Raw genomic sequence first — 23,573 nt, forward strand, 5'->3', positions numbered from 1 at the left:
ACCAGAACCAGACAAGAACCATCCCGCGCCCGGAAGGAGTCACGCGTGAGCAAGGCCGCGACGGTGTACGACGTCGCCGACCGGGCGGGCGTATCGATCGCGACCGTGTCGCGCGTGCTGCGCTCGCCGGAGGCCGTCCGTCCGGCGACCCGGGAGCGGGTGCTCGACGCGGTCTCCGCGCTGGGGTACGTCCCCAGTGGGAGCGCGCGGGGTCTCGCGGAACGCCGGACCGGGGTGCTCGGGCTGTACTTCCCCGGGTTCGATGCGGCGGAGGACGCCCCGCCGCTCGATGTGCTGTCGGCCGCCGACCGCCCGCCGTTCACGGTGGTGGCGGAGGACGCCGAGGCCCCGGCTCCGCACACGTCGATGCTGTTCCTGGACGAGGTTCTCCGCGGCGCGGAGCTGGAGGCGTGGAAGCAGGGTTTCGTGCTCATGGTGGGCGTCGGTCGCGACGATCCCGACCGGTCGACGGTGCGCGACATGGCCGGGCGCGTGGACGGCCTGATGGTGCTGGCGCGCAGCGTGCCGGACGAGGTGCTCGCGCGGCTGGCACGTCGCATCCCCGTGGTGGTGCTGTCGGGGCCGCCGCGGGGCGACGACTACGACCACGTCACGGTGAGCAACGCCGAGGCGATGGGGGAGCTGACCCGGCATGTGCTGGCGGCGGTCGGCGAGGGGGAGATCGCCTTCCTCGCGGGACCGGCCGACTCGCCCGATGCCGAGGAGCGGTGGGCGGGGGTGTCGGCGGCGCTCGCCGCCGCGGGCCGCGATCCGGCGTCGGTGCGACTGCTGCGGGGAGACTTCACCCGGGCCTCCGGCCGGCGCGCGGGGGAGCAGGTGTGCCGTGACGGGGCGCCCGCCGCGCTCATCGCGGCCAACGACCAGATGGCTCTGGGGGCCATGGATGTCTTCCGGGCCCGCGGACTCCGGGTGCCGGAGGACGTGCGGGTGACCGGGTTCGACGGCATCGAGGCGGCGGCGCTCGCCGCCCCGCCGCTGACGACGATCCGGCAGCCGATGATCGAGCTGGGGCGCGCCGCGGTGCAGGTCCTCGCGCGCCGCCTGGAGCAGCCGGATGCGCCGCCGCTGACCACCCGCCTGCCACTGCAGATCCTCCTGCGCGAGAGCTCGACGCGCCCCGCGTGACCCGGGGCACCGCCGCCGGGCGGGGCGCAGGTCCGGGGGCGGCAGGGGTTGCCGATTAAAAATGTATGCGCTTACAATCGGGGGACGGCTTCGGCCGGCAGGACTCCCCACCCCCCGGGGCGCCCTTCATGACAGAGACGACATGAGGTCATCCAGTGGCAGAGACGCACACCTTCCGACGCTGGCGCCGCGCCGCCGTCGTGGGGCTCGCGGCCGCAGCGGTCGCGCTCAGCGGCTGCAGCATCCAGATCAGCTCGCAGCCCGACCCCTCGATCGGCGAGGACACGATGCTCATCAACGCCGACAAGGGCAACCCGTTCTTCACACGGAACTTCAATCCGTACCTCACGAACACCCGGGCGGCGTCGCGCTGGATCTACGAGCCGCTCATCCTCGTGAACCCGCTCGACGGCGAGCTCACGCCGTGGCTCGCCGAGGAGTGGACCCAGCCCGACGCCCGCACCATCGTCATGACGGTCCGCGACGGCGTGGAGTGGAGTGACGGCGAGCCCCTCACCCCGGAAGACGTCGCCTTCACGTTCCAGCTCATCCAGGACGAGCCCTCGCTCGACATCAAGGGCGCGTGGCAGCACATCGACCGCATCGAGGTCGACGGCGACGACGTGATCTTCCACCTGCAGAGCGACGACGCCCCCTCGCTGTCGATCATCGGGCAGACGATGATCGTTCCCGAGCACCGGTGGGCGGACGTGAAGGACCCCGCCACCTGGCGCAACGAGGAGCCCGTCGGCACCGGGCCGTTCGTGCTCGGCAACTACAACGACCAGCAGTACTCGATGGACCGCAACCCGGAGTACTGGCAGGCGGACAAGATCGAGATCGAGCACATCATCCTGCCCGCGACGAACAACCAGCTCGACACCGTGACCCGCGGCTACGACTGGGCGTACTCGTTCATCTCCGACGTCGAGGGCACCTGGGGTGCGGCGAGTCCCGACAACACCTGGTGGTTCCCGCCGGGCGGCGTGATCTCGCTCGTGCCCAACCTCGAGGTCGCCCCGTTCGACGACGTCAACGTCCGTCGCGGCATCGCGCTCGCGCTCGACCGCGGGGAGATCGCCGAGACGGCGTCCGAGGGGTACATGGAGCCGGCGGGGCAGACGGGCCTCATCCTGCCCAACCAGGAGCAGTACCTCGACCCGGACATCCCCGACCAGGGGCTGCTGACGCAGGATCGCGACGCCGCGCTGGCGGCGTTCGCCGAGTCCGGGTACACGCTCCAGGGCGATCGGCTGGTCGGCCCCGACGGGGAGCAGCTCGCGTTCTCGCTGACCACGGCCAACGGGTTCTCCGACTGGACGAGGGCCGCCCAGACGGTGCAGCGCCAGCTCGCCGAGATCGGCGTGAAGGTGTCGCTGAAGCTCCCGCAGCCGGCCGGGTATCAGAGCGCGATCGGCAACGGCGACTTCGAGATGGCGATCGGGGGCATGGGCAACGGCGACGTGTACCAGGCGTTCAACAGCCTCCTCTCCAGCGACTTCTACGTGCCCGTCGGCGAGGTCACCACGAACAACTTCGAGCGCTACCGCTCGGCGGAGGCCGATGCCCTGCTGAAGGAGTACCGCTCGACGATCGACCCCGCGCAGCAGACCGAGATCGTGCACGAGCTGCAGAACCTCGTCTATGAGGAGGTTCCGGTGATCGGGCTCTACTACGGCGGCATCTGGGGTCTGTTCAACGACGCGAAGTTCACCGGGTGGCCGTCCGCGGACGACCCGTACATGATCCCGCAGAATTACGACTCGGCACCGCTGGGCATCTTCACCCACCTGACGCGCGTGGACGGGGGAGACCGATGAAGTACGTCCTCCAGAAGATCGGCCTGTTCCTGCTCACCCTGTGGGCCGCGATCACCCTGAACTTCTTCCTCCCGCGGCTGATGCCCGGCTCGCCCGCCGACGCCGCGATCGCCAAGCTCTCCCAGAACGGACCGGTCTCCGACGCCACCCGCGCCGCGATCGAGGCGCAGCTCGGCGTGCCGACCGGCTCGGTGTGGGACCAGTACGTGGCGTATCTCGGCCAGGTCGTCCGCCTCGACTTCGGGGTCTCCTACACGTTCTACCCGCAGACCGTGTCGAGCATGGTCTCCACCGCGCTGCCGTACACGCTGGGTCTGGTGGGCATCGTCACGATCCTCGCGTTCGTGATCGGCACGCTGATCGGGGTCATGGCCGCCTGGCGCCGCGGCACCTGGCTCGACACGCTGCCGACGCTCACGGGCTCGTTCCTCAGCACCTTCCCGTACTTCTGGACGGCGTTGCTGCTGCTGTTCTTCCTCGGCTACGTGCTGCACTGGTTCCCGACCACCGGCGCCTACGCCGCGACGACCACCCCCGGGTTCACCTGGGACTTCATCGTCGACCTCGTCCGCCACGCGTTCCTCCCCGCGCTGACGATCCTGCTCACGTCGCTCGGCGGCTGGATCATCGGCATGCGCAACGCGATGATCAACACGCTCGGCGAGGACTACATCACCTTCGGCGAGGCGAACGGCCTCCGCGGCCGCACCATCGCCCTCCGCTACGCGGCCCGCAACGCGATCCTGCCGAACCTCACCGGCTTCGGGCTCACGCTCGGCGGCGTGGTGGGCGGCTCGATCCTCGTCGAGCAGGTGTTCGGCTACCCGGGCATTGGCTACCTGCTCTTCAACGCCGTGATCGGGCAGGACTACCCGCTCATGCAGGCGCTCTTCCTGATGATCACCGTGAGCGTGCTCATCGCCAACTTCCTCGTAGACATCCTGTATGGGGTGCTGGACCCAAGGACCCGCCGATGACTTCCACCATGAACGTCAAGATCCCGGCGCCCCGCATCGCGGCGCCCAGCCCGTGGCGTGCCTTCGGCCGCATGGTCGGCACGCTGTGGTCCAACGGCAAGGCGCGCATCGGGCTCTGCCTGCTCGCGTTCTTCGTGCTCGTCGCGGCGTTCGCCCCGCTGCTGGCCCCCTACGGCCCGAAGGAGAACGGATTCCCGCGCAACGCCGACGCCTCGTGGGAGCATTGGCTCGGCACGACCGCCGCGGGGGAGGACGTGCTCAGCCAGCTCATCTACGGCGCGCAGGTCAGCCTCCTCGTGGGTTTCGCGGCAGGACTGCTGTCCACGATCGTCGCCGTGCTGATCGGTCTGAGCTGGGGCTACATGCGCGGCTTCGCGGGCGAGGTCGTCGGGTTCATCGTGAACCTCTTCCTCGTGATCCCCGGCCTTCCGCTGATGATCGTCATCGCCGCCTACCTGCAGAACGGCGGCATCCTCATGATCATCGCCGTGATCGTCGTGACCGGCTGGGCGTGGGGCGCCCGCGTGCTGCGCAGCCAGACCCAGTCCCTCCGCGGCAACGACTTCGTCACCTCGGCGCAGTTCTCCGGCGACAGCAGGGCGCGAATCGTCTTCCGGGAGATCCTGCCGAACATGACGTCGATCATCGCCGGCACCCTCTTCGGGGCGGCGACAGCGGCGATCCTCGCGGAGGCGGGACTGGAGTTCCTCGGCCTCGGCGACTCCAGCATCGTCAGCTGGGGCACGATGCTCTACTGGGCGCAGAACTCCAACTCCCTGCTCACCGGCCAGTGGCTGCTGCTGTTCGCCCCGGGTCTGTGCATCGCGCTGCTCGCCCTCAGCCTCACACTCATCAACTTCGGTGTGGACGGCATCTCCAATCCGCGCCTCCGCGAAGGAAAGGGCCGATGAGCGCCATGGAGCACGACGACATCCTCCTCGACGTCCAGTCGCTGTCGGTGGAGTACGCCTCCCCGGGGCAGGCGCCGGTGCCGGCGGTCCGCGACGTGTCGTTCGCGCTGCGGCGCGGCGAGTTCGTCGGCCTCGTCGGCGAGTCCGGGTCGGGCAAGTCCACGCTCGGCTTCGCGCTCACGCGGCTGCAGAAGCCGCCGGCGCGCATCAGCGGCGGACGCATCCTCTTCGGCGGGCGGGACATCCGCGAACTCGACGCCGAGGAGCTGCGGCGTCAGCGACAGGGCGGCTTCGCGATGGTGCTGCAGTCCGGCATGAACGCGCTGAACCCCGTGCGGACCGTGGGCAACCACTTCCGCGACATCTTCGCCGCGCACGGTCACGTGCCCGCCGAGCAGCGCCAGGCCAGGGCCCGGGAGCTCGTCGGCAAGGTGGGGCTGCAGCCGGAGGTGCTCGACCGCTACCCGGGGGAGCTCTCCGGCGGCATGCGGCAGCGCGCCTCGATCGCCCTCGCGCTCTCGCTCGAACCCCAGCTGATGGTGTTCGACGAGCCGACGACGGCGCTCGACGTGCTCGTCCAGCACGCCGTGATGGACACGATCCAGGAGCTGCAGCGGTCCGAGCGCTTCACGGCGATCCTCATCAGTCACGACCTCGGCATCGTCCTCGAGGCGACCGACCGGGTGATGGTCATGCACGAGGGCCGCATCGTGGAGGACGCGCCCAGCCAGGACATCCTGCACCGTCCGCAGGACGAGTACACCCGGATGCTGCTCAGCCACTACGCAGACCCGCGCGCGGAGAAGATCGAGATCCCCGGATTCGTCGACCTCGGCACCCGTCGCCGCGAGGGGCGGAGCCGGACCGACGTGACGGAGACCCTGCCGACCGTGTCGCCGCGGGACGCCCGCCGGGCGGATGCCGCCATCGTCGTGGACGGCGTGACCAAGCGCTATCCGGCACCGCGCCGCGGGCAGGATCCGGTCGTCGCGGTCGACGACGTGTCCTTCCGCCTGGAGCCGGGAGAGGCGCTCGCGCTGGTCGGGGCGTCCGGATCGGGGAAGTCGACGATCGCGAAGATGCTCACCGGGGTGGAGAAGCCGACCGCGGGCACGATCCGCTTCGGGGACACGGACGTCGCCGCCCTGAAGCGGCGGGGTCTGCGCGACCTCCGCAAGGACGTGCAGATGGTGTTCCAGGATCCGTACGCCGCCCTGAACCCGCTGCACACCGTCGAGTACGCCCTCACCCGCCCAGTGGTGAACTACACGCGGCTGCGCGGGGCCGAGGCCAGAGCCCGTGTGCTCGAACTGCTGGAGACGGTGGGTCTGACACCCGTCGAGCAGTTCGCCGCCAAGCTGCCGCACCAGCTGTCCGGCGGGCAGCGGCAGCGGGTGGTCATCGCCCGCGCGCTCGCGAGCGACCCGCAGGTGCTCATCGCGGACGAGCCGGTGTCGATGCTCGACGTCTCGCTGCGCGCCGGCGTGCTCGCGCTGCTGGAGGACCTCCGCGAACGGTGGGGCATCAGCATGCTCTACATCACCCACGATCTGCTCAGCGCGCGCCTCGTGACCGAGAACATCCTCGTGCTCCACGACGGGCGGGTGGTCGAGCGCGGCGAGACGTCGCAGGTGCTGCAGCATCCGGACGACCCGTACACGGTTGCGCTGCTCGACGCCGTGCCGAACCCCGCTCGCGCCCGCTGACGCGCGACGAACGACTGCAAGTAAGAGAGAGGAGCGCATCCGTGCTCGCATTCCCCGACGGCTTCCTCTGGGGCGCCGCCACCGCCGCCCATCAGGTGGAGGGCAACAACACCACCAGCAACTGGTGGGCGATGGAACACGCCCCCGGCTCGACCATGGTCGAGCCCTCCGGTGACGCCGCCGACCACTTCCACCGCTACCCGGAGGACATGCGGCTGCTGGCCGAGGCCGGACTGAACTCCTACCGCTTCTCGGTGGAGTGGGCGCGGATCGAGCCGGAGCGCGGCTTCGTCTCCCGGGCGATGCTCGACCACTACCGCCGCATGATCGACACCGCGCGGGAGAACGGGCTGGACCCGACGGTCACCCTCATGCACTTCACGGTGCCGCAGTGGTTCCAGAAGGACGGCTTCTGGCGCGCGGATGACGCGGTCGACCTGTTCTCCCGCTACGTCGAGACGGTGCTGCCGATCCTCGACGGCGTGCGCTACGTGTGCACGATCAACGAACCGAACATCGCGGCGATGCTCGCCGGGGGAGAGGATGCGTCGAACCTCGTCGCGTACGGTCTGCCGAACCCCGACCTGGGCGTCGCGGACACCCTGCTGACGGCGCACCACCGGGCCTCCGAGATCCTGCACACCCTGCCCGGGGTGCAGGCGGGGTGGACCATCGCCACCCAGGCGTTCCACTCCACGGGCGAGCCCGGTGCGGACGAGATGCTCGCGACGTACGGCGACCCGCGCGACCACTGGTACCTGGAGCAGTCCGCCGGAGACGACTTCGTCGGCGTGCAGGCCTACACGCGCACGTTCATCGGCCCGGAGGGGCCGCTGCCGGTGTCGCCGGATGTGGAGACGACGCTGACCGGCTGGGAGTTCTTCCCGGAGGCCCTGGAGCTGGGCGTGCGCAGCGCGTGGGAGCGCAGCGGCGGCGTGCCGGTGCTCGTCACGGAGAACGGCATCGCCACCGCCGACGACTCCCGCCGTATCGCCTACACGCAGGGAGCGCTGGAGGGGCTGCATCGGGCCATCAGCGACGGCGTCGACGTCCGTGCGTACCAGCACTGGAGCGCGCTCGACAACTACGAATGGGCGAGCGGGTTCCGGCCGACGTTCGGCCTCATCGGCTTCGACCACGAGACCTTCGAGCGGTTCCCGAAGCCCTCGCTGGCCTGGCTCGGCGAGGTCGCCCGCCGCAATGGGCTCTGACGAGCCGCACGGCGTAACCACGGGCATGGGGGCACCTAGAATTGTCCCCATGCCCGCTGGCGACTCCTTCTACATCACCACGCCCATCTACTACCCCTCCGATGTGCCGCACATCGGCCACGGGTACACGACTGTGGCCGTCGACACCCTCGCGCGGTGGCACCGCCAGGCGGGCGACGACACGTGGATGCTCACCGGCACGGACGAGCACGGTCAGAAGATGCTGCGGGCCGCGGCCGCCAACGGCGTCACCCCGCAGGAGTGGGTCGACAAGCTCGTCAGCGAGAGCTGGTTCCCGCTGCTGAAGACCCTCGACGTCGCCAACGACGACTTCATCCGCACCACGCAGGAGCGGCACGAGACCAACGTGCAGACGTTCTTCCAGCGGCTCTACGACCGCGGGTACATCTACGCGGGCGAGTACGAGGCGCTCTACTGTGTGGGCTGCGAGGAGTTCAAGCCGGAGTCCGAGATCGTCGACGGCACCGGTCCCTTCGAGGGGCTGAAGGTGTGCGCCATCCACTCCAAGCCGCTCGAGCTGCTGCAGGAGAAGAACTACTTCTTCAAGCTCAGCGAGTTCCAGGACCGCCTGCTCGAGCTCTACAAGACCGAGCCCGACTTCGTGCGGCCCGACTCGGCGCGCAACGAGGTCGTGTCGTTCGTGAGCCAGGGGCTCAAGGACCTCTCGATCTCCCGCTCGACCTTCGACTGGGGCATCCCGCTGCCGTGGGACGAGTCGCACGTCATCTACGTCTGGGTCGACGCGCTGCTCAACTACGCCACGGCCGTCGGCTATGGCTCCGACGAGGAGACCTTCGCGCGCCGCTGGCCCGCCTACCACGTGGTCGGCAAGGACATCCTCCGCTTCCACGCCGTCATCTGGCCGGCGCTGCTGATGGCGGCAGGGCTCGACGTGCCGAAGGGCGTCTTCGCGCACGGCTGGCTTCTCGTGGGCGGCGAGAAGATGTCGAAGTCGAAGCTCACCGGCATCGCGCCGACCGAGATCACCGACGTCTTCGGCTCCGACGCGTACCGCTTCTACTTCCTGTCGGCGATCGCGTTCGGCCAGGACGGCTCGTTCTCCTGGGAGGACCTCTCGGCGCGGTATCAGGCCGAGCTCGCGAACGGCTTCGGCAACCTCGCCTCCCGCACGACGGCGATGATCGAGAAGTACTTCGAGGGCATCGTGCCGCCGGCGGCCGACTACACGGAGGCCGACCTCGCGATCCAGCGGATCGTCGCCGACGCCGCGACGAAGGCGGACGCCGCGATCGGCCAGTTCCGCATCGACGAGGCGATCTCCGCGATCTGGACCATCGTCGACGCGCTCAACGGGTACATCACCGAGAACGAGCCGTGGGCGCTCGCCCGCGACGAGGACCAGCGGGAGCGTCTGGGCACCGTGCTCTACACGTGTGCCGAAGGGCTGCGTGCGCTCGCCGTGCTGCTGTCACCGGTGATGCCGCAGTCCACCGAGAAGCTGTGGATCGCGCTCGGCGCCGCCGAGACCCTCGGTCGCCTGCAGGATCAGCCCATCCGCGAGGCGGGAGCCTGGGGCGTGCTGAAGCCGGGCACGAGCGTCAACGGTCTCGCGCCGCTGTTCCCGCGCGTGGAGTCCACGGCCTGACATCCGGGCAGGACACCATGGCGGAGACCTACGTGCGCGAACGCTCGGGCGACGGGCGCAAGGATCGAACGTACCCGGCGGCCCCGGAGCCCCTCGCGGTGCCCGTCTACGACAACCACGCGCACCTCGAGATCGCTGATGGTGACCAGCCCTTGACGCTCAAGACCCAGCTCGACCGGGCCGAGGCCGTCGGCGTCGTCGGCGTCGTGCAGGCGTCCGGCGACATCGAGTCGTCGCGCTGGGCGGTCGAGGCGGCCGCCTCCGACCCGCGCGTGCTCGCCGCGGTCGCCATCCACCCGAACGACGCCCCGACGTACGCGGAGGAGGGCCACCTCGACGAGGCGCTCGCCGTGATCGACGAGCTCGCCTCGCATCCGCGCACGCGCGCGATCGGCGAGACGGGACTCGACTTCTTCCGCACCGAACCGGAGCGCCGGGGGGCGCAGTTTGCCTCGTTCGAGGCGCACATCGCCCTCGCGAAGAAGCACGGGATCGCGATGCAGATCCACGACCGGGACGCGCACGAGGCCGTGCTGGAGACGCTGACGCGGGTCGGCGCCCCCGAGCGCACCGTGTTCCACTGCTTCTCGGGCGACGAGGCGATGGCCCGGGCGTGCGCGGACGCCGGGTACTACCTGTCGTTCGCCGGGAACGTGACGTTCAAGAACGCGCAGAACCTGCGGGACGCGCTGAAGGTCACCCCGCGGGACCGCCTCCTGGTCGAGACGGACGCGCCGTTCCTCACGCCGGTCCCGCTGCGGGGCCGTCCGAACGCGCCGTACCTCGTGCCGATCACGGTGCGCTTCCTCGCCGCGGAGCTCGACCTCGACGTGGATGAGCTGAGCGCGCAGCTCGCCGAGAACACCCTGCGGGTCTACGGCTCGTTCGCGGACTGAGCTTCCGGCTCGACGTCCTCCGGCCCCGTCTCGGCGACGGGCTTCGCGCTGACGATGTGCGAGATCGGCTTCCACACGAGCACCAGCGTGAGCGCCGCGCCGCCGAAGGCGAACCACCAGGGCGCGGTCAGTCCCCAGGTCTGCGCGATGACGCCCCCGAGGGCCTGGCCGACGATCATGCCGCCGAACACGCCGACCATGTTGACCGAGGCCACCCGACCCTGCAGGGCGGCGGGAACGAGGCGCTGCCGGACGGTCGTCGAGATCGTGCCCCACACGAAGGCGTAGGCGCCGAAGAAGAACATGATGACGAGGGCGACCGTGCCCGTCGTCGTCAGGGCGAACGCGAGGTGCATGAGCACTTCGAGCGAGAGGACGATGCGCATCAGGGTCGCGAAGGACACATGGCGTTCCAGCCAGCCGAAGCTCAGCGTCGCGAGGATGCCGCCCGCCGCGGAGGCCGTGGTGAGGGCGCCGTAGCCCACGGGGCCCATCTGCAGGTGCTCGGTGGCGTAGAGCACGAGCACGCCCCACGGCGCGGCCCAGGTCACGTTGAAGACGAGGATGATGAGCACGAGCATCCGCACCGGCGGGTTGCGCCACAGCCAGCGCAGGCCTTCGGCGATGTCGGTGTGCACCGGCGCGTGTGTCTCGGTGTCCCGCGGCGGGACGGGGGTACGCGCCATCCGGGAGATCAGGACGATGGCGAGCGTCACGCACAGCACTTCGACGAGGAACGGCCACGCGCTCCCGGCGGCGAACAGGAACGCGCCGAGCGGCGGTCCTGCGAACTGGTTCGCCACGAGGTACCCCGCCTGCAGACGGGCGTTCCCGATGCCGAGGTCGGCCGGCTTCACGAGCATCGGCAGCAGCGTGCTCCCCGCGGTGTCGACGAAGACCTCGGCGGTGCCGTAGAGGAACGCGACGGCCAGCACGATCCCGATGTTCGCGGTGCCCGTCACGAGGAAGACGCAGAGCGCGGCGAGGACGACCGCGCGCACGGCGTTGGCGGTCATGACCAGGCGCCGCCGGTCGAAGCGGTCGGCGATCGCCCCCGCATGCAACCCGAAGAGCAGCCACGGCAGGAACTGCAGGATGGCGCCGGAGGCCACGAGGAGGGGGGACGACGTCATCGACGCGATGAGCAGGGGAGCGGCGGCCAGCGCCACGCCGTCTCCGATGTTGCTCGTCCACGATGACGCGAGCAGCCAGCGGAAGTCCCTGCCCAGGCGCCGCGGAGCGATCAGTTCACCGAGGGAGGGCACCTCCGAAGGATAGCGATGATCCCGGACATCGCCGAGGGATCCCCCGGGATCCCGGCCCCCGCTCCGGAGAACCTCCGTCATCCGGGAGAATGGACCCCATGACCGTCACCTTGCTCGGGGCCACCGAGATCCGCCGTCTGGCCGCCGAGCTCGACGTCACGCCGACGAAGAAGCTCGGACAGAACTTCGTCGTCGACGCGAACACCGTCCGCAAGATCGTGCAGGCCGCCCGCGTGCAGCCGGGGGAGCGGGTGGTCGAGGTCGGGCCGGGACTCGGCTCGCTCACCCTCGCGATCCTCGAGGCGGGGGCCGCGGTCACGGCGGTCGAGATCGACCACCGCCTGGCCGCGCGTCTGCCGCAGACGGCCGCGGAGCACGGCGTCCCCGACGGGATGCTGACCGTGGTGGATGCCGACGCCCTCCGGGTGACGGCGCTGCCGGGGGAGCCGACGGTCCTCGTCGCGAACCTGCCGTACAACGTGTCGGTGCCGGTCCTGCTGCACTTCCTGGAGACGTTCTCGTACCTGCAGCGCGGCGTCGTGATGGTGCAGGCCGAGGTGGCCGAGCGCCTGGCCGCGAAGCCCGGGTCGAAGATCTACGGCTCGCCCAGCGTCAAGGCCGCCTGGTACGGCGAATGGAAGCTCACGGGGAACGTCTCGCGACAGGTGTTCTGGCCGGTGCCGAACGTGGACAGCCTCCTCGTGGGCTTCGATCGCTCCGAGGGGGAGCGGGGCTCGGAGGAGGAGCGTCGCCGCACCTTCGCGATCGTCGATGCGGCGTTCAACCAGCGCCGCAAGATGCTGCGGCAGGCCCTCTCCGGGATCTTCGGCAGCTCCGCCGCGGCGACGGAGGTGCTGACCGCCGCCGGGGTCGCGCCGACCGCCCGCGGGGAGGACCTCACCGTCGACGACTACCAGCGGATCGCGCAACGCGCAACGGCGATCGAGGGTGGGGGTGTCAGCGGCTAATCTGGCACGGTGACCGACTCCCCCCGCTTCCGCCCCGATGTCCCCGAGTTGCACCGTCCGTATGCCGCCGATGAGGGCCGCTACGGACGGTTCGCCTACCGTCAGGTGGGCTCGTCCGGCCTCTACCTGCCCCCGATCTCGCTCGGGCTCTGGTGGAACTTCGGCGACAACATCCCCCTCGACAACCAGCGGGCGCTCCTGCGCCACGCGTTCGACAACGGGATCACGCACTTCGACCTCGCCAACAACTACGGCCCGCCGTACGGCTCGGCCGAGAAGAACTTCGGGCGCATCTTCGCGGAGGACCTGCGTCCGTACCGCGACGAGCTGATCATCTCGTCGAAGGCCGGGTGGGACATGTGGCCCGGCCCGTACGGCGACTACGCGAGCCGGAAGTACATCCTCGCCAGCGCCGAGCAGTCCCTCACCCGCATGGGGCTGGACTACGTCGACATCTTCTACTCGCACCGGGTCGACCCGGTCACCCCGATCGCGGAGACCGTCGGCGCGCTCGACACCCTGGTGCGCCAGGGCAAGGCGCTGTACGTCGGCATCTCCTCGTACAGCGCGGAGCGCACGGCCGAGGCCGTCGCGGTCGCGAAGGAGCTGGGCACGCCCCTGGTCATCCATCAGCCCGCGTACTCGATCCTCAACCGCTGGATCGAGGACGGCCTCACCCAGACGCTGGAGGAGTCGGGCCTCGGCGCCATCGCCTTCACCCCGCTCGCCCAGGGCCTCCTCACCGACAAGTACCTCGGCGACGGCACGGCGGAGCGGGCGCAGCAGCGCGGTTCGCTGCCGAAGGGCAAGCTGACCGACGACGCCGTCCAGACGCTCCGCGCGCTGAACGAGGTCGCGCAGGGTCGCGGCCAGTCGCTCGCGCAGCTCGCGCTGCAGTGGACGCTGCGCACCCCGGTCGTCGCCTCGGCGCTGATCGGCGCGTCGCGGACGGAACAGCTCGACGAGAACCTCGCGGCGCTCGACGGCCCCGCCTTCACGGACGAGGAGCTCCGCCGGATCGACGAGCTCGCCGGGGCCATCGACGTGAACCTGTGGGCGACGTCCTCGGACCTGTGACCCGCTGATGAGCCTCGCCGCGTCCTCCGGGTCCGTGCACGTGCGCGCCCCGGGGAAGATCAACGTCTACCTCGGGGTCGGCGGGCGCCACGACGACGGGTACCACGCCCTGGCGACGGTCTTCCAGGCCGTCTCGCTGTACGAGGACGTGATCGCCCGGGAGGCCGACGACTTCTCGGTCACGGTGACAGGGGTCGAGGACGACGGCTCGGTGCCGCTGGACGACCGCAACCTCGCGATGCGCGCCGCCAAGCTGCTGGCGACGGCGACCGATCATCCCGGCGGGGTCGCGCTGCAGATCCGCAAGAGCGTCCCGGTCGCCGGCGGCATGGGCGGCGGGTCGGCGGATGCCGCCGCGGCGCTCGTGGCGTGCGACGCGCTGTGGGGAACGGGTCTCCCGGCCGCTCGACTGCACGACCTCGCGGCGCGGCTGGGCGCCGATGTGCCGTTCGCCCTCCACGGGGGCACGGCCGTCGGCACCGGGCGGGGGGATCAGCTCAATCCGGCTCTCGCGCGTGGGCGTTTCGATTGGCTCCTCGTGACCAGCGACGAGGGGCTCTCCACCCCCGCCGTGTACGGCCGCCTCGACGAGCTGCGCGAGGAGGAGGGGGCGCTGGCCGACGATCCGCCGCTGTCGCTCGACGTGCCGATCCCGGTGCTGCAGGCGCTGCGGACGGGCGACGCCTGGCAGCTGGCCGACGCCCTGCACAACGATCTGCAGGCGGCGGCGCTGGATCTGCGTCCCGATCTCGCGGCGACCATCGAGCGCGGGGTCGCCGCCGGGGCGCTGCACGGTCTCGTCTCGGGGTCGGGTCCGACGGTGGCGCTGCTCTGCGCCGACCCCGAGACCGCGCAGTCGGTGCAGACGACCCTCCGCGACGAGGGCCTCGACCCGCTGCACGTGCACGGTGCGGTGCCCGGGGCGCGCATCATCGGCTGACACCGCCGTCCCTGTCACACCGCCGGTGCGTCAGTCCGCGTGGAGGAGCGCGCTGACCCGATACGGGATCACCTCGCGCAGGAACAGGCTGGTCGACGTCCGCAGGATCCCGGGGCAGAGGCGCACGACCTCCGCGACCCGGTAGAGGTCGTCGGGGCTGGTGGCCACGACCCGCAGCAGCAGGTCGGTGTCCCCGGCGGGCGCGAAGCACTCCAGCACCTCCGGGATGCGGCTGAGGGCGTCGATCGCCGCGGTGATCTGGTGCTGGTCGAGCTCGACGAGGATCGACGCGGCGACCCCGCGGCCGAGCGCCGCCGGAAGCACCCGCGCGCTGTGGGGTCGGAGCTGCCCGCTGTTCTCCAGGCGCTCGAGGCGCGCGTGCACGGTGCCGCGGGCGAGGCCGAGGTCCTGCGCGATGAGCGCGACCGGCCGGCGCGGGTCGGTGTCGAGCACGGCGAGGATGCGCCGGTCGGTCGCGTCGAGGAGAGTGGCCATATCGTTCACCGTCGCCTTCTCCGCCGAGGGCGGATTGGTCAGATCGATCAATGGGAAGTGAAGCTCTGGTCTGATCGACCGTCGTCTGTTCAACTGATTGTCACATACGCAGGGTGTCGGTCACGAGCGGATACCCACGGCGTCCCCACCGCCGGTCACGAGCCGCGCGGGAGGACGAACGGCGACGGGGCCACGAGCCCTCCGGCCGCCCCGCCCGGGTCCGCGCCCGGGCGGGCGGGCTCCGGGCGCCGAGCACCGGGCGGCGTCCTCAGGATTCCGGTGCGAGCAGCCGCAGCTGCACCATCGCGGAGAAGCGGGCGTCGGGGTCGGAGAGGTCGATCCCCCCGATCTCGGCCAGCCGCCGCAGCCGGTAGCGGAACGTGTTCGGGTGCGTGTAGACGCGGGCGGAGGCCTCCGCGACGTCCCCGAAGGCGTCCAGCCAGGCACGCAGGGTCTCCACGAGGTGCGTCCCGCGCTCCCGGTCCTGGGCGAGCAGGCGGGCGACGGGCCCGGTCGGCTGGTCGCCTCGGGCGCGGACCAGGTCGCCCAGCTCGACGAGGAGTGCCTCCATCTGGACGGCCGTGAACAGGGCGACGGGCTCCGCGGACGAGGCCTGGCGCACCACGCGCAGCGCGCGGTCGGCGTTCGCCCGGGAGGAGGGGATCCCCGCCGCATCGTGCGCCACGGTGCCGACGCCGACCCGGATGTCCCCGGCGGCGCCGAGCCGCCCGAGGAAGTCGGTCGCCACCCGTGCGGCCCGCGCGTCCGCATCGCTCGCGGTGTCCTCCGCCTCCCCGGTCTCGGGGCGCAGGGCGACGACGGCGTAGACGGTGTCGCCGATCGGGGCGACCGCCGACCGCAGATACACGGCGCCGAGGTGCACGGCGAAGGCGTCGGCGACGCGGTGGCGCTCGGCGATGCTGCGCGCCCCCGCCGACGGGTCGTCGTCCGGCTCCTCGACCGCGGACAGGGCGAGGACGACGCAGCGGTGGTCGTCCAGGCGCAGGCGGGAGACGGCGTCCGCCGCGCCGGGGCCGCCTTCCAGGATCGTGGCGAGGAGGTCGGCGCGGAGCCGGCGCTCCACATCCGCTCCCGCGCGCAGCCGCAGCATGTGCAGGGCGACCAGCCCCGCGGAGTCCTTGAGGGCACGGGCCCGGTCCGGAGCGAGCGGCTCCTGCACGGCGGCCCAGATCGATCCGAGGATCTCGTCGCCGGCGCGGACGGCGAGGGCCACCCGCGGGTACGACGGCAGACCATCGGTGGTCTCCACGGGGCCGACGTGGATGGGATCCTCACTGCGGTAGAGCTCCTGGAACACGCCCCGCTCCTCGAGCTGCCGCGCGAACCGCTCCGGCACCTGGCGGCCGAGGACGGTCTCGATGCGCGCGGGGTCGGCCTCGTCCTGACGGCCCGAGAACGCCACCACCCGGGAGCTGCGGTCCTCGATCGTGACCGGGGCGTTGAGGAGGGTGGCGATCGCGTTGGCGAGCGCGAACAGGTCGCCGGACGGCATGCCGCCGAGGGTCGTGGCCGCCTGATCGCCGACGTCGCCCTCCGCGATGAGCGACCGCAGCATCGCGGTCAGCTGCGCCCACGACGCGCCACGGGTGAGCGCGAGCACGGGGACGCCGGCCGCGGTGGCGGCCTCCCGGAGCACGGGGTCGGTGCGGACAGGGGCCCGGAGGACGAGGGCGGCGGCTCCCTGGCGACCCAGCGTCTCCCGCAGCTGAGCGACCTCGTGCGGGTCGCTCAGCCCGACGCCCAGCACGAGCGCCCCGCGCATCGGCATCGCGTCGTCGAGGACGTCGTGGATGACGACGGTCTCGATCACGGCGTCGTCATCGACGGCACCGCTGACGACCTCGAGCAGCGTGGTGCCGAGGTCTTCGATCACGCGGCCGAGGCTGGCACGCGGACGTGTCGTCACGGACATGAGCACGAGGCCCAGGCTAGGGGCCGTGCACCGGCCGCGGATCTGTGGGGCACGACGAAAGAGTAGCGACTCTTCGTCGGCGCGAACAGATCCGCGGTCGTCGCGCCGGGGCTAGAACGTGATCCACTCCGTGCGCACGGTGACGGCGTCCAGCGCGTCGGGGTGCGGGGTCACGCCGATCCCCGGCCCGGTCGGGACGGCGAGCGTGCCGTCTTCGACGACGAACGGGTCGGTGATGTCGCGCGCGTAGTACCGGCCGGAGCCGGACGTGTCCCCGGGGAGGGTGAACCCGGGGAGTGCCGCGAGTGCCACGTTCGCTGCTCGTCCGATTCCGGTCTCGAGCATGCCTCCGCACCACACCGGGATGTCGTTCGCCGCGCACACGTCGTGGATGCGGCGGGCCTCGAGGTAGCCGCCGACCCGACCCGGCTTGATGTTCACGATCGAGCACGCGCCGAGGGCGATGGCGTCGGCAGCGGCCCGCGCCGAGACGATCGACTCATCGAGGCAGATCGGCGTCGTCATGCTCTTCGCGAGCTGGGCGTGCCCGAGCAGATCCTCCTCGTCCAGGGGCTGCTCGATGAGGAGCAGGTCGAACGGGTCGAGGCGGGCGAGGTGACGGGCGTCGCCGCGGTGGTACGCGGTGTTCGCGTCGACCTGCAGCAGGACGTCGTCGCCGAAGCGCTCGCGCACCGCGCGCACGGGCTCGATGTCCCACCCCGGCTCGATCTTCAGCTTGATGCGCACGTAGCCCTCGTCGAGGTATCCGGCCACGGCGTCCAGCAGCGCGGGGATCGAGTCCATGATGCCCACCGACACCCCGCACTCGACGCGGTCCCTGACCGCCCCGAGCTCCCGGGACAACGGCACGCCCCGCGCGCGCAGCTCGGCGTCGAGCACCGCGAGCTCGACCGCGGCCTTCGACATCCGGTGACCCTTGAACGGCGCGAGGGCGGGAGCGACCCCGGCCGCGTCCAGGTCGGGGACCCGGGCGAGGGCGGGGAGGAGGAAGCGGGTGATGACGTCGACGCTGGCCTCGACGTACTCGGACGAGTAGAGCGGGTCGTTCATCGCGACGCCCTCGCCCCAGCCCTCCGCCTCGTCGGACACGGCCCGCACGATCACCGCCTCCCGCACGGTCTGGACGCCGAACGACGTGCGGAACGGCGACACCAGCGGCATCTCGATCACGCGCAGTTCGAACCCGGTGAGCTTCATCCCTGTTCTCCTCTGTCGATGGTGTAGGCCCCCGAGCGGTCGAACGAGAGCACGCGCCCCCGGGCGTCCAGGAGGTCGCCGAGCGTTTCCCGGAGGGCGAGCCGCCACCGGGTCGCACGGTCCGGGTCGCTGATCCGCAGCGCCTCGATGTCGCGGGGGAGGGCGACCCGCACCCGTCGCGCATCGGTGGGGGTCAGCTGCGGGGAGAGGTCGTCGCCCACGGACAGCAGCGGCACCGCGTCGCGCGCGGCGGGATCCGGAGGACACGGGGTGCCGTCGCTGGCCGCGACGACCCGCGGGTCGCGCAGCGACCAGGTGACGAGCATCCGGTCGGTGTCGTCCGCGCCGTTGAGGGCGTCGGCCATGTGCCCGTAGAAGTTGCGGTGGTACGAGGTCGGCTCCGCCGCGAGCTTCACGAGGTTGAAATGCGCGTTCCGGCTGATGAGCGGGTCGAACGTCCAGGAGATCTCGTCGAGCCCCTCCGCGAGCGCCCAGGCGCGCTGATGCACCTTGAGCGCGAATCCGACGCTGCGTCCCCGCATCCGTCCCGACACGCCGGCGATGTGGCTGTGCAGCGCGCGGCGGCCGGGCGAGGCGAAGAACCCGAAGCAGGCGCCCACGAGCTCCGTGCCGTCGAAGGCCCCGCCGACGTAGCTGCCCGCCTTGGACAGCGCGCGCAGCGTCTCGACGTTCACGGGCGACGCCTCGCCCTGCTTCGTCCAGATGCTCTGGAACAGCTCCGAGACCCGCGTGAAGTCGTCGACGTCATCGAGGAGCCGGATCGAGACGCCCGCCGCGGCAGCAGCCCGCGTGGCGCTCACCGCAGCAGCGCTCACCGCAGCAGCACTCACGCCACCCGTACCCGTACCCGTGCCGGCGCCTGTGCCGGTGTCGGCATCCGCCATGGTCATCGTCCTTCCCCCGGCGTCGCGGCGGCCAGCTGCTCCTGCAGCAGCCGTTCCAGGAGCAGCAGGCGCTCCGGGATCAACGCGACCAGTACGTGCTCGTCGTCGGCATGCGCGCCGCCGCCCACGGCGCCGAGGCCGTCGAGGGTCGGCACGCCGATGCCGGCGGTGAAGTTGCCGTCCGAGGCGCCGCCGACCGCCACCCCGTCGAACGGGGTCAGACCCGCGCTCGCGGCGATCGCGGAGGCCCGGGCGAACAGCTCCGCCGAGAGGGCCGCCTCGAGCGGGGGCCGGTTCGGGCCGCCCTCGATCCGGACGGTGGCGCCGTCCCGCCGGGGGGTCAGCGCGTGCAGCGCGGCGTCCACGCGCTGCTGCTCCGCGACGGTCCACGCCCGCACGTCCACCGCGAACTCCGCCGCGGCGGGCACCGTGTTCGTCGTGGTCCCGGCCGTCAGCAGGGTCGGGGTGACGCTCGTGCCCCGGCCGGGGTCGTCGAGCGCGGCGACCGCGAGGAGCAGCTGCGCCGCCTCCACCGCCGCGTTCACGCCCCGCTCCGGCTCCAGCCCCGCATGCGCCGCTCGTCCCGAGACATGCACGCGGTAGAGGGAGACGCCCTTGCGGGCGGTCTTGAGATGCCCGCCGTCGGCGGCCGCCTCGAGCACGAAGGCCGCACGGCAGCCCCGCGCCTCGTCCTCGATGAGCTGTCGCGAGCTCGGCGAACCGAGCTCCTCGTCGCCCGTGAGGAGGATGGTCACCCCGGCACGGTCGGGGAGGGCGGCGACGGCGTGCAGCGCCATCACCACACCGGTCTTCATGTCGAAGCAGCCCGGGCCGCGCAGCACACCGTCCCCGACCCCGGACGGCAGCCGTCCGAGGGTGCCGATCGGCCAGACGGTGTCGTGGTGCCCGAGCACCAGCACCGCGGCCGGTCCGTCGCCGAGACGCCACCGCAGGTGGGTGCGTCCGTCGATCACGACCCGCTCGGGGGCGACCCCCAGGAGACGTTCGCCGAGGGCGGCCACGGCGTCGGCGCTCCGGGCCACCGCGGCGCGGTCGTCGGAGGGCGACTCGCAGGCCACGAGGCGCTCGATGTCGGCCAGGACCACCGCGAGCTCCGGGGCCGCCTGCACCGGCATCACGACACCTTCGGTGCGGCGCGGACGCCGTGGTGCAGGTACTGCTCGCCGGTGGGCAGGGAGTAGAAGACGACGGGATGCCACGCCTGCTCGCCCTCGGCGCGCATCACGAACTCGTTGCGGCGCACGGGGACGAGGGCGTGCTCCTCCACCGGATCGGGCAGCAGCGCCGCCAGCGGTCCGTTGAGCGTGGTGCGCATGCGGAGGCCGTCGCCGTCCCGGAAGATCTCGGTGCGGACGCCGGACCGGTCGTACACGCCCTCGAACGCCGAGAAGTCGTCGACGTACGGTTCCGCGGGCGGGGTGAGGCCGGCGGGCAGGTGGAGGGCGGCGAGCTCCGCGAAGATCTCGTCGAACAGCTCGTCGTACAGGTCACGGGTGTTGCCGCCGTTCGTCAGCAGCGTGACCGCGATCTGCTCGTCGAGGAGGATCCGCAGGAACGACGACTGCCCGATCGTGTTGCCGTCGTGGCCGATGAGCTTGCGCCCGTCCCAGTCGAAGAGGATCCAGCCGATGCCCCAGCTGTCACCGAGGGAGTACGGGTCGGGCACGTCCACCTCGTGCTGCTGCATGCGGCGCACGCTCTCCTCCGACAGCACCCGCGTGCCGTCGGCGGCGAGGCCGTTCTCGAGGTGCATGCGGGCGAAGGCGAGCACGTCGGCCGTCGTGGAGTTGATGAGCCCGGCCGGCCCCATCGACCGCGGCAGCATCCATGCCGGGGCGAGCACGGGGCCGTCGTCGCCGATCTCCGTATGCCCGGTGGCGGTGCGGAACATGACCGCCTCCTCCGGCAGCGTGCAGGAGTGGGTGAGGCCGAGCGGTTCGTAGAGCAGGTCGCGCATGGCCTGGTCCCACGTCGTGCCGGTGATCTTCTCCATCACCCGACCGGCGAGGACGAAGCCCGCGTTGCAGTACGACATCGTGGCCCCGAGGGGGTGGTTCTGTGCGACGCCGTCCAGGTGGGCGACGTACTTCTCCAGGGTGTCGTCGCCGCGGCCGGTGTCGGTGAACACGTCGCCGTCGATGCCGCTGGTGTGACTGAGCAGGTGCCGCATCGTGACGGTGCGGGTGACCTCCGGGTCCGAGGAGGCGAACTCCGGCACGTACTCGACGATCGGGGTGTCGAGGTCGAGCCGGCCCTGGTCGACGAGGCGCATGAGCGCGGAGGCGGTCCACACCTTGCCCATCGATCCGATCTGGAACAGCGAGTCGTCGGTCGTCTCGATGCCGGTGCGCACGTTGAGGATGCCGTGGTGGGCGTACACCGGCTCCTCGCCCAGGCGGAGGATGCCCAGCGTCGCGCCGGGCACCTTGTGCGCGGCGGCCAGCGCGCTCAGCCGCTGCTGCCAGTGCCGGGCGTCCAGCCGCGGTCGGATGGGCTTTCCGGCGGCGGGCGCGTACTGCTCGACCCAGTCGATCACCCGCTGGGAGTAGTCGGCCCGATGCGAGGGCGGCCCCGACAGGAGGAACAGGTGCGACCCTCCCGGGTAGAGCACCATGCGGGTGGGGACGCCGCGCTCGCGCAGCGCCGTGAACCACTGCTCCGCCTGACCGACGGGGCAGCGGTCGTCCGCGGCGCCCTGCAGGATCAGCGTCGGCGTCTGCACGCGGTCCACGTGCGTGTAGGGGGACTGGGCGGCGAGCTTCTCCCGGTCGCGCCAGGGGAGCCCGCCGTTCTCCTTGGCGGAGAGATAGTGGCCGTAGTCGGACGTGCCGCCCATCGAGAGCAGGTCCGTGACGACGCCGCCGGCGACCGCGGCCGCGAAGCGGTCGTCGCGCGAGGTGAGGAAGCAGGTCATGAACCCGCCGTAGCTGTAGCCGGTCACCGCCAGGCGCGCCGGGTCGGCGACGCCCTCGGCGACCAGCTCGTCGATCGGCTCCAGGAAGTCCTTGGCGTCGCTGACGCCCCAGCCGCCGGAGACCGCGGAGAAGAACGCGTCGCCGTACCCGTCGCTGCCGCGGGGGTTGAGGGTGAGGATCGCCCAGCCGCGCTGCGCGAGGATCTGGTGGTACGGGTGGATGAGGTCCGCGGCGCCGTTCCAGGCGTTGTGCGGGCCGCCGTGCACGTCGAGCAGCAGCGGCAGCGGCCCCTCGGCGGCGGGGTCGCGCCGCAGCCAGCCTGTGACGACGGTGCCGTCCGAGATCGTGAACCGGCGCTCCTCGGCGGGGAGGAGGGCGAGCTCGGGGGTGCCGTACTCCGTGCGCACCGCGGTCGTGCCGTCCGTGAGGTCGAGCACCGCGACGTCGCCGAAGGAGTCGGGGGTGGCGAGCACGACGGCCGCGGTGCTGCCGGCGACGGACAGCCCCGAGACGTTCGCCGTCCCGGCGAGCAGCGGCTCGGGGGCGCCACCGTCGAGGGAGACGGCGTACACGTGCGAGGAGCCGTTGTCGCGGAGGCAGAAGACGAGCCGTCCGTCCGCGGCGAACTGCGGCATGCCGCCGGGATAGCCGGGGCCGCCGGGCATGACGTTCCGGTCCGCCGCCGCGGTGAGGTTCCGCGGTGCGCCGCCGCCGTCCGCGGGGAACAGCAGCAGGTCGGCGTTCCCGACCTCCGTGTCCAGGCGTCCCGCCGCGATCACCTGCGCGCCGTCCGGCGTCCATCCGACGGCGGCGGCCTGCACGTCCGGCGGGCTCACGCGCACGGGGGCGCGGTTCGGGTCGGTCGCGGAGGCGACGAACACGGGGATGCGCATCGTGAGGTCGGCGTCGTCCTCGTCGGCAGTGGAGAACGCGAGGCGGGTGCCGTCCGGCGACCAGAACGGGTCGGAGGCGTGGGCACGCCCTCGGGTGAGGACCGTGACGGCGCCGGAGTCGACGTCCACGACGTGGAGCTGCTGCACGAGCGTGCCCAGCACACCGGCCCCGTCGGCCTTGTAGCCGAGCCGGTCCGTCGCGGTGGGCGCCGAGCGGCGGGCGAGGATCGTCGCCGTGTCGTCACCGGGGAGCGCCGCGGTGTCCACGGGGGCGGTGAAGGCCAGGCGGGTGCCGTCGGGGCTCCACGCGGGCGCGCCCGCTCCCAACGGCAGGCTCGTGAGTGCGCGCGCCTCGCCGCCGGACGCGGGGAGGAGCCACACCTGCGCCGGGCCGTCCTCGGCGCGGAGGAAGGCGAGCTGCGTACCGTCCGGACTCCACACCGGCGTGGAGTCGGCCGAGCCCTGGGTGAGGGGCACCGGGGTGCCGCCGGCGGCCGGCACCTGCCACAGCGCGCGGGTCTCGCGGTCTTCCTCCCGGTCGTTGCCGCGCAGCGCGTACACGATGCGACTGCCATCGGGGGAGAGCGCCGGTTGCTCCGGGGTGCGGAGGGCGAGCAGGTCGTCGACGGTGACGTGGGTCATGAGGACT

At 71.6% G+C, this 23,573-nt stretch carries 18 protein-coding genes; 11 read left to right on the forward strand and 7 right to left on the reverse strand.

Annotated features, from left to right (window positions below; translation table 11 throughout):
* Positions 1-45 precede the first annotated feature (45 nt).
* From KAF39_RS14920 to KAF39_RS14955, 8 genes are all read left to right on the forward strand, one after another.
* The gene (locus tag KAF39_RS14920) at positions 46-1,146 is read left to right on the forward strand and encodes a LacI family DNA-binding transcriptional regulator (protein ID WP_210678190.1); all 1,101 of its coding nucleotides are present in this window, start codon (positions 46-48) and stop codon (positions 1,144-1,146) included.
* Positions 1,147-1,301: 155 nt separating this feature from the next.
* Positions 1,302-2,966 carry an ABC transporter substrate-binding protein gene (locus KAF39_RS14925; protein ID WP_210678192.1) on the forward strand — a complete coding sequence of 555 codons (1,665 nt, stop codon included), beginning with the start codon at positions 1,302-1,304 and terminating at the stop codon, positions 2,964-2,966.
* Complete coding sequence (locus KAF39_RS14930; protein WP_210678194.1) at positions 2,963-3,943, forward strand: ABC transporter permease; 981 nt, start codon at positions 2,963-2,965, stop codon at positions 3,941-3,943. The genes KAF39_RS14925 and KAF39_RS14930 overlap by 4 nt, the downstream gene beginning before the upstream one ends.
* Positions 3,940-4,854 carry an ABC transporter permease gene (locus KAF39_RS14935; protein WP_210678196.1) on the forward strand — a complete coding sequence of 305 codons (915 nt, stop codon included), beginning with the start codon at positions 3,940-3,942 and terminating at the stop codon, positions 4,852-4,854. The genes KAF39_RS14930 and KAF39_RS14935 overlap by 4 nt, the downstream gene beginning before the upstream one ends.
* A gap of 5 nt (positions 4,855-4,859) precedes the next feature.
* A complete protein-coding gene (locus KAF39_RS14940) occupies positions 4,860-6,560 on the forward strand; it encodes an ABC transporter ATP-binding protein (RefSeq protein ID WP_210678488.1) in 1,701 nt (566 codons plus the stop codon).
* A 41-nt stretch (positions 6,561-6,601) separates the two neighbouring features.
* Entirely contained in the window at positions 6,602-7,771 is a 1,170-nt protein-coding gene (locus KAF39_RS14945; protein ID WP_210678198.1) for a glycoside hydrolase family 1 protein, read from the forward strand.
* Positions 7,772-7,820: 49 nt separating this feature from the next.
* Positions 7,821-9,398 (forward strand): methionine--tRNA ligase, encoded by a 1,578-nt coding sequence (gene metG / locus KAF39_RS14950; RefSeq protein WP_085606099.1) that lies wholly within the window; start codon positions 7,821-7,823, stop codon positions 9,396-9,398.
* 17 nt (positions 9,399-9,415) lie between these two features.
* Positions 9,416-10,294 carry a TatD family hydrolase gene (locus tag KAF39_RS14955; RefSeq protein WP_210678200.1) on the forward strand — a complete coding sequence of 293 codons (879 nt, stop codon included), beginning with the start codon at positions 9,416-9,418 and terminating at the stop codon, positions 10,292-10,294.
* On the opposite strand, the gene KAF39_RS14960 is transcribed toward KAF39_RS14955, so the two are convergent.
* Positions 10,273-11,559 (reverse strand): MFS transporter, encoded by a 1,287-nt coding sequence (locus KAF39_RS14960; protein ID WP_210678201.1) that lies wholly within the window; start codon positions 11,557-11,559, stop codon positions 10,273-10,275. The two genes, KAF39_RS14955 and KAF39_RS14960, sit on opposite strands and share 22 nt — an antisense overlap.
* 98 nt (positions 11,560-11,657) lie before the next feature.
* On the opposite strand from KAF39_RS14960, the gene rsmA reads away from it, so the two are divergent.
* The 3 genes from rsmA to KAF39_RS14975 are packed head-to-tail and all read left to right on the forward strand — an operon-like array spanning position 11,658 to position 14,544.
* Positions 11,658-12,527 carry a 16S rRNA (adenine(1518)-N(6)/adenine(1519)-N(6))-dimethyltransferase RsmA gene (gene rsmA / locus KAF39_RS14965; RefSeq protein ID WP_210678203.1) on the forward strand — a complete coding sequence of 290 codons (870 nt, stop codon included), beginning with the start codon at positions 11,658-11,660 and terminating at the stop codon, positions 12,525-12,527.
* Between the two features lie 9 nt (positions 12,528-12,536).
* Complete coding sequence (gene mgrA, locus KAF39_RS14970; protein WP_210678205.1) at positions 12,537-13,604, forward strand: L-glyceraldehyde 3-phosphate reductase; 1,068 nt, start codon at positions 12,537-12,539, stop codon at positions 13,602-13,604.
* Between the two features lie 7 nt (positions 13,605-13,611).
* Positions 13,612-14,544, forward strand: a complete 933-nt coding sequence (locus tag KAF39_RS14975) for a 4-(cytidine 5'-diphospho)-2-C-methyl-D-erythritol kinase (protein ID WP_210678207.1) — start codon at positions 13,612-13,614, stop codon at positions 14,542-14,544.
* Positions 14,545-14,574: 30 nt separating this feature from the next.
* On the opposite strand, the gene KAF39_RS14980 is transcribed toward KAF39_RS14975, so the two are convergent.
* The 6 genes from KAF39_RS14980 to KAF39_RS15005 form a co-directional block, all read right to left on the reverse strand.
* Entirely contained in the window at positions 14,575-15,039 is a 465-nt protein-coding gene (locus KAF39_RS14980) for an Lrp/AsnC family transcriptional regulator (RefSeq protein ID WP_210678490.1), read from the reverse strand.
* Between the two features lie 268 nt (positions 15,040-15,307).
* Positions 15,308-16,972, reverse strand: a complete 1,665-nt coding sequence (locus KAF39_RS14985; RefSeq protein ID WP_246878805.1) for a helix-turn-helix domain-containing protein — start codon at positions 16,970-16,972, stop codon at positions 15,308-15,310.
* A gap of 111 nt (positions 16,973-17,083) precedes the next feature.
* Complete coding sequence (menC, locus tag KAF39_RS14990) at positions 17,084-18,190, reverse strand: o-succinylbenzoate synthase (RefSeq protein ID WP_210678211.1); 1,107 nt, start codon at positions 18,188-18,190, stop codon at positions 17,084-17,086.
* Positions 18,187-19,095, reverse strand: coding sequence for a GNAT family N-acetyltransferase (locus tag KAF39_RS14995; RefSeq protein ID WP_210678213.1), 909 nt, complete (start codon positions 19,093-19,095; stop codon positions 18,187-18,189). The genes menC and KAF39_RS14995 overlap by 4 nt, the downstream gene beginning before the upstream one ends.
* Before the next feature lie 2 nt (positions 19,096-19,097).
* Positions 19,098-20,231 carry a M20/M25/M40 family metallo-hydrolase gene (locus tag KAF39_RS15000; RefSeq protein ID WP_210678214.1) on the reverse strand — a complete coding sequence of 378 codons (1,134 nt, stop codon included), beginning with the start codon at positions 20,229-20,231 and terminating at the stop codon, positions 19,098-19,100.
* The gene (locus tag KAF39_RS15005; protein WP_210678216.1) at positions 20,231-23,566 is read right to left on the reverse strand and encodes a serine hydrolase; all 3,336 of its coding nucleotides are present in this window, start codon (positions 23,564-23,566) and stop codon (positions 20,231-20,233) included. The genes KAF39_RS15000 and KAF39_RS15005 overlap by 1 nt, the downstream gene beginning before the upstream one ends.
* Between the last annotated feature and the right edge of the window lie 7 nt (positions 23,567-23,573).

Source organism: Microbacterium sp. BLY (assembly GCF_017939615.1).
Classification (GTDB): domain Bacteria; phylum Actinomycetota; class Actinomycetes; order Actinomycetales; family Microbacteriaceae; genus Microbacterium.

Coding starts and splice junctions, on each gene's coding strand:
- KAF39_RS14930 (WP_210678194.1), top strand. CDS start 2,963: ATGAAGTACGTCCTCCAGAAGATCGGCCTGTTCCTGCTCACCCTGTGG.
- KAF39_RS14935 (WP_210678196.1), top strand. CDS start 3,940: ATGACTTCCACCATGAACGTCAAGATCCCGGCGCCCCGCATCGCGGCG.
- KAF39_RS14940 (WP_210678488.1), top strand. CDS start 4,860: ATGGAGCACGACGACATCCTCCTCGACGTCCAGTCGCTGTCGGTGGAG.
- metG (WP_085606099.1), top strand. CDS start 7,821: ATGCCCGCTGGCGACTCCTTCTACATCACCACGCCCATCTACTACCCC.
- KAF39_RS14955 (WP_210678200.1), top strand. CDS start 9,416: ATGGCGGAGACCTACGTGCGCGAACGCTCGGGCGACGGGCGCAAGGAT.
- rsmA (WP_210678203.1), top strand. CDS start 11,658: ATGACCGTCACCTTGCTCGGGGCCACCGAGATCCGCCGTCTGGCCGCC.
- KAF39_RS14975 (WP_210678207.1), top strand. CDS start 13,612: ATGAGCCTCGCCGCGTCCTCCGGGTCCGTGCACGTGCGCGCCCCGGGG.
- KAF39_RS14980 (WP_210678490.1), bottom strand. CDS start 15,039: ATGGCCACTCTCCTCGACGCGACCGACCGGCGCATCCTCGCCGTGCTC.
- KAF39_RS14985 (WP_246878805.1), bottom strand. CDS start 16,972: ATGTCCGTGACGACACGTCCGCGTGCCAGCCTCGGCCGCGTGATCGAA.
- menC (WP_210678211.1), bottom strand. CDS start 18,190: ATGAAGCTCACCGGGTTCGAACTGCGCGTGATCGAGATGCCGCTGGTG.
- KAF39_RS14995 (WP_210678213.1), bottom strand. CDS start 19,095: ATGGCGGATGCCGACACCGGCACAGGCGCCGGCACGGGTACGGGTACG.
- KAF39_RS15000 (WP_210678214.1), bottom strand. CDS start 20,231: ATGCCGGTGCAGGCGGCCCCGGAGCTCGCGGTGGTCCTGGCCGACATC.
- KAF39_RS15005 (WP_210678216.1), bottom strand. CDS start 23,566: ATGACCCACGTCACCGTCGACGACCTGCTCGCCCTCCGCACCCCGGAG.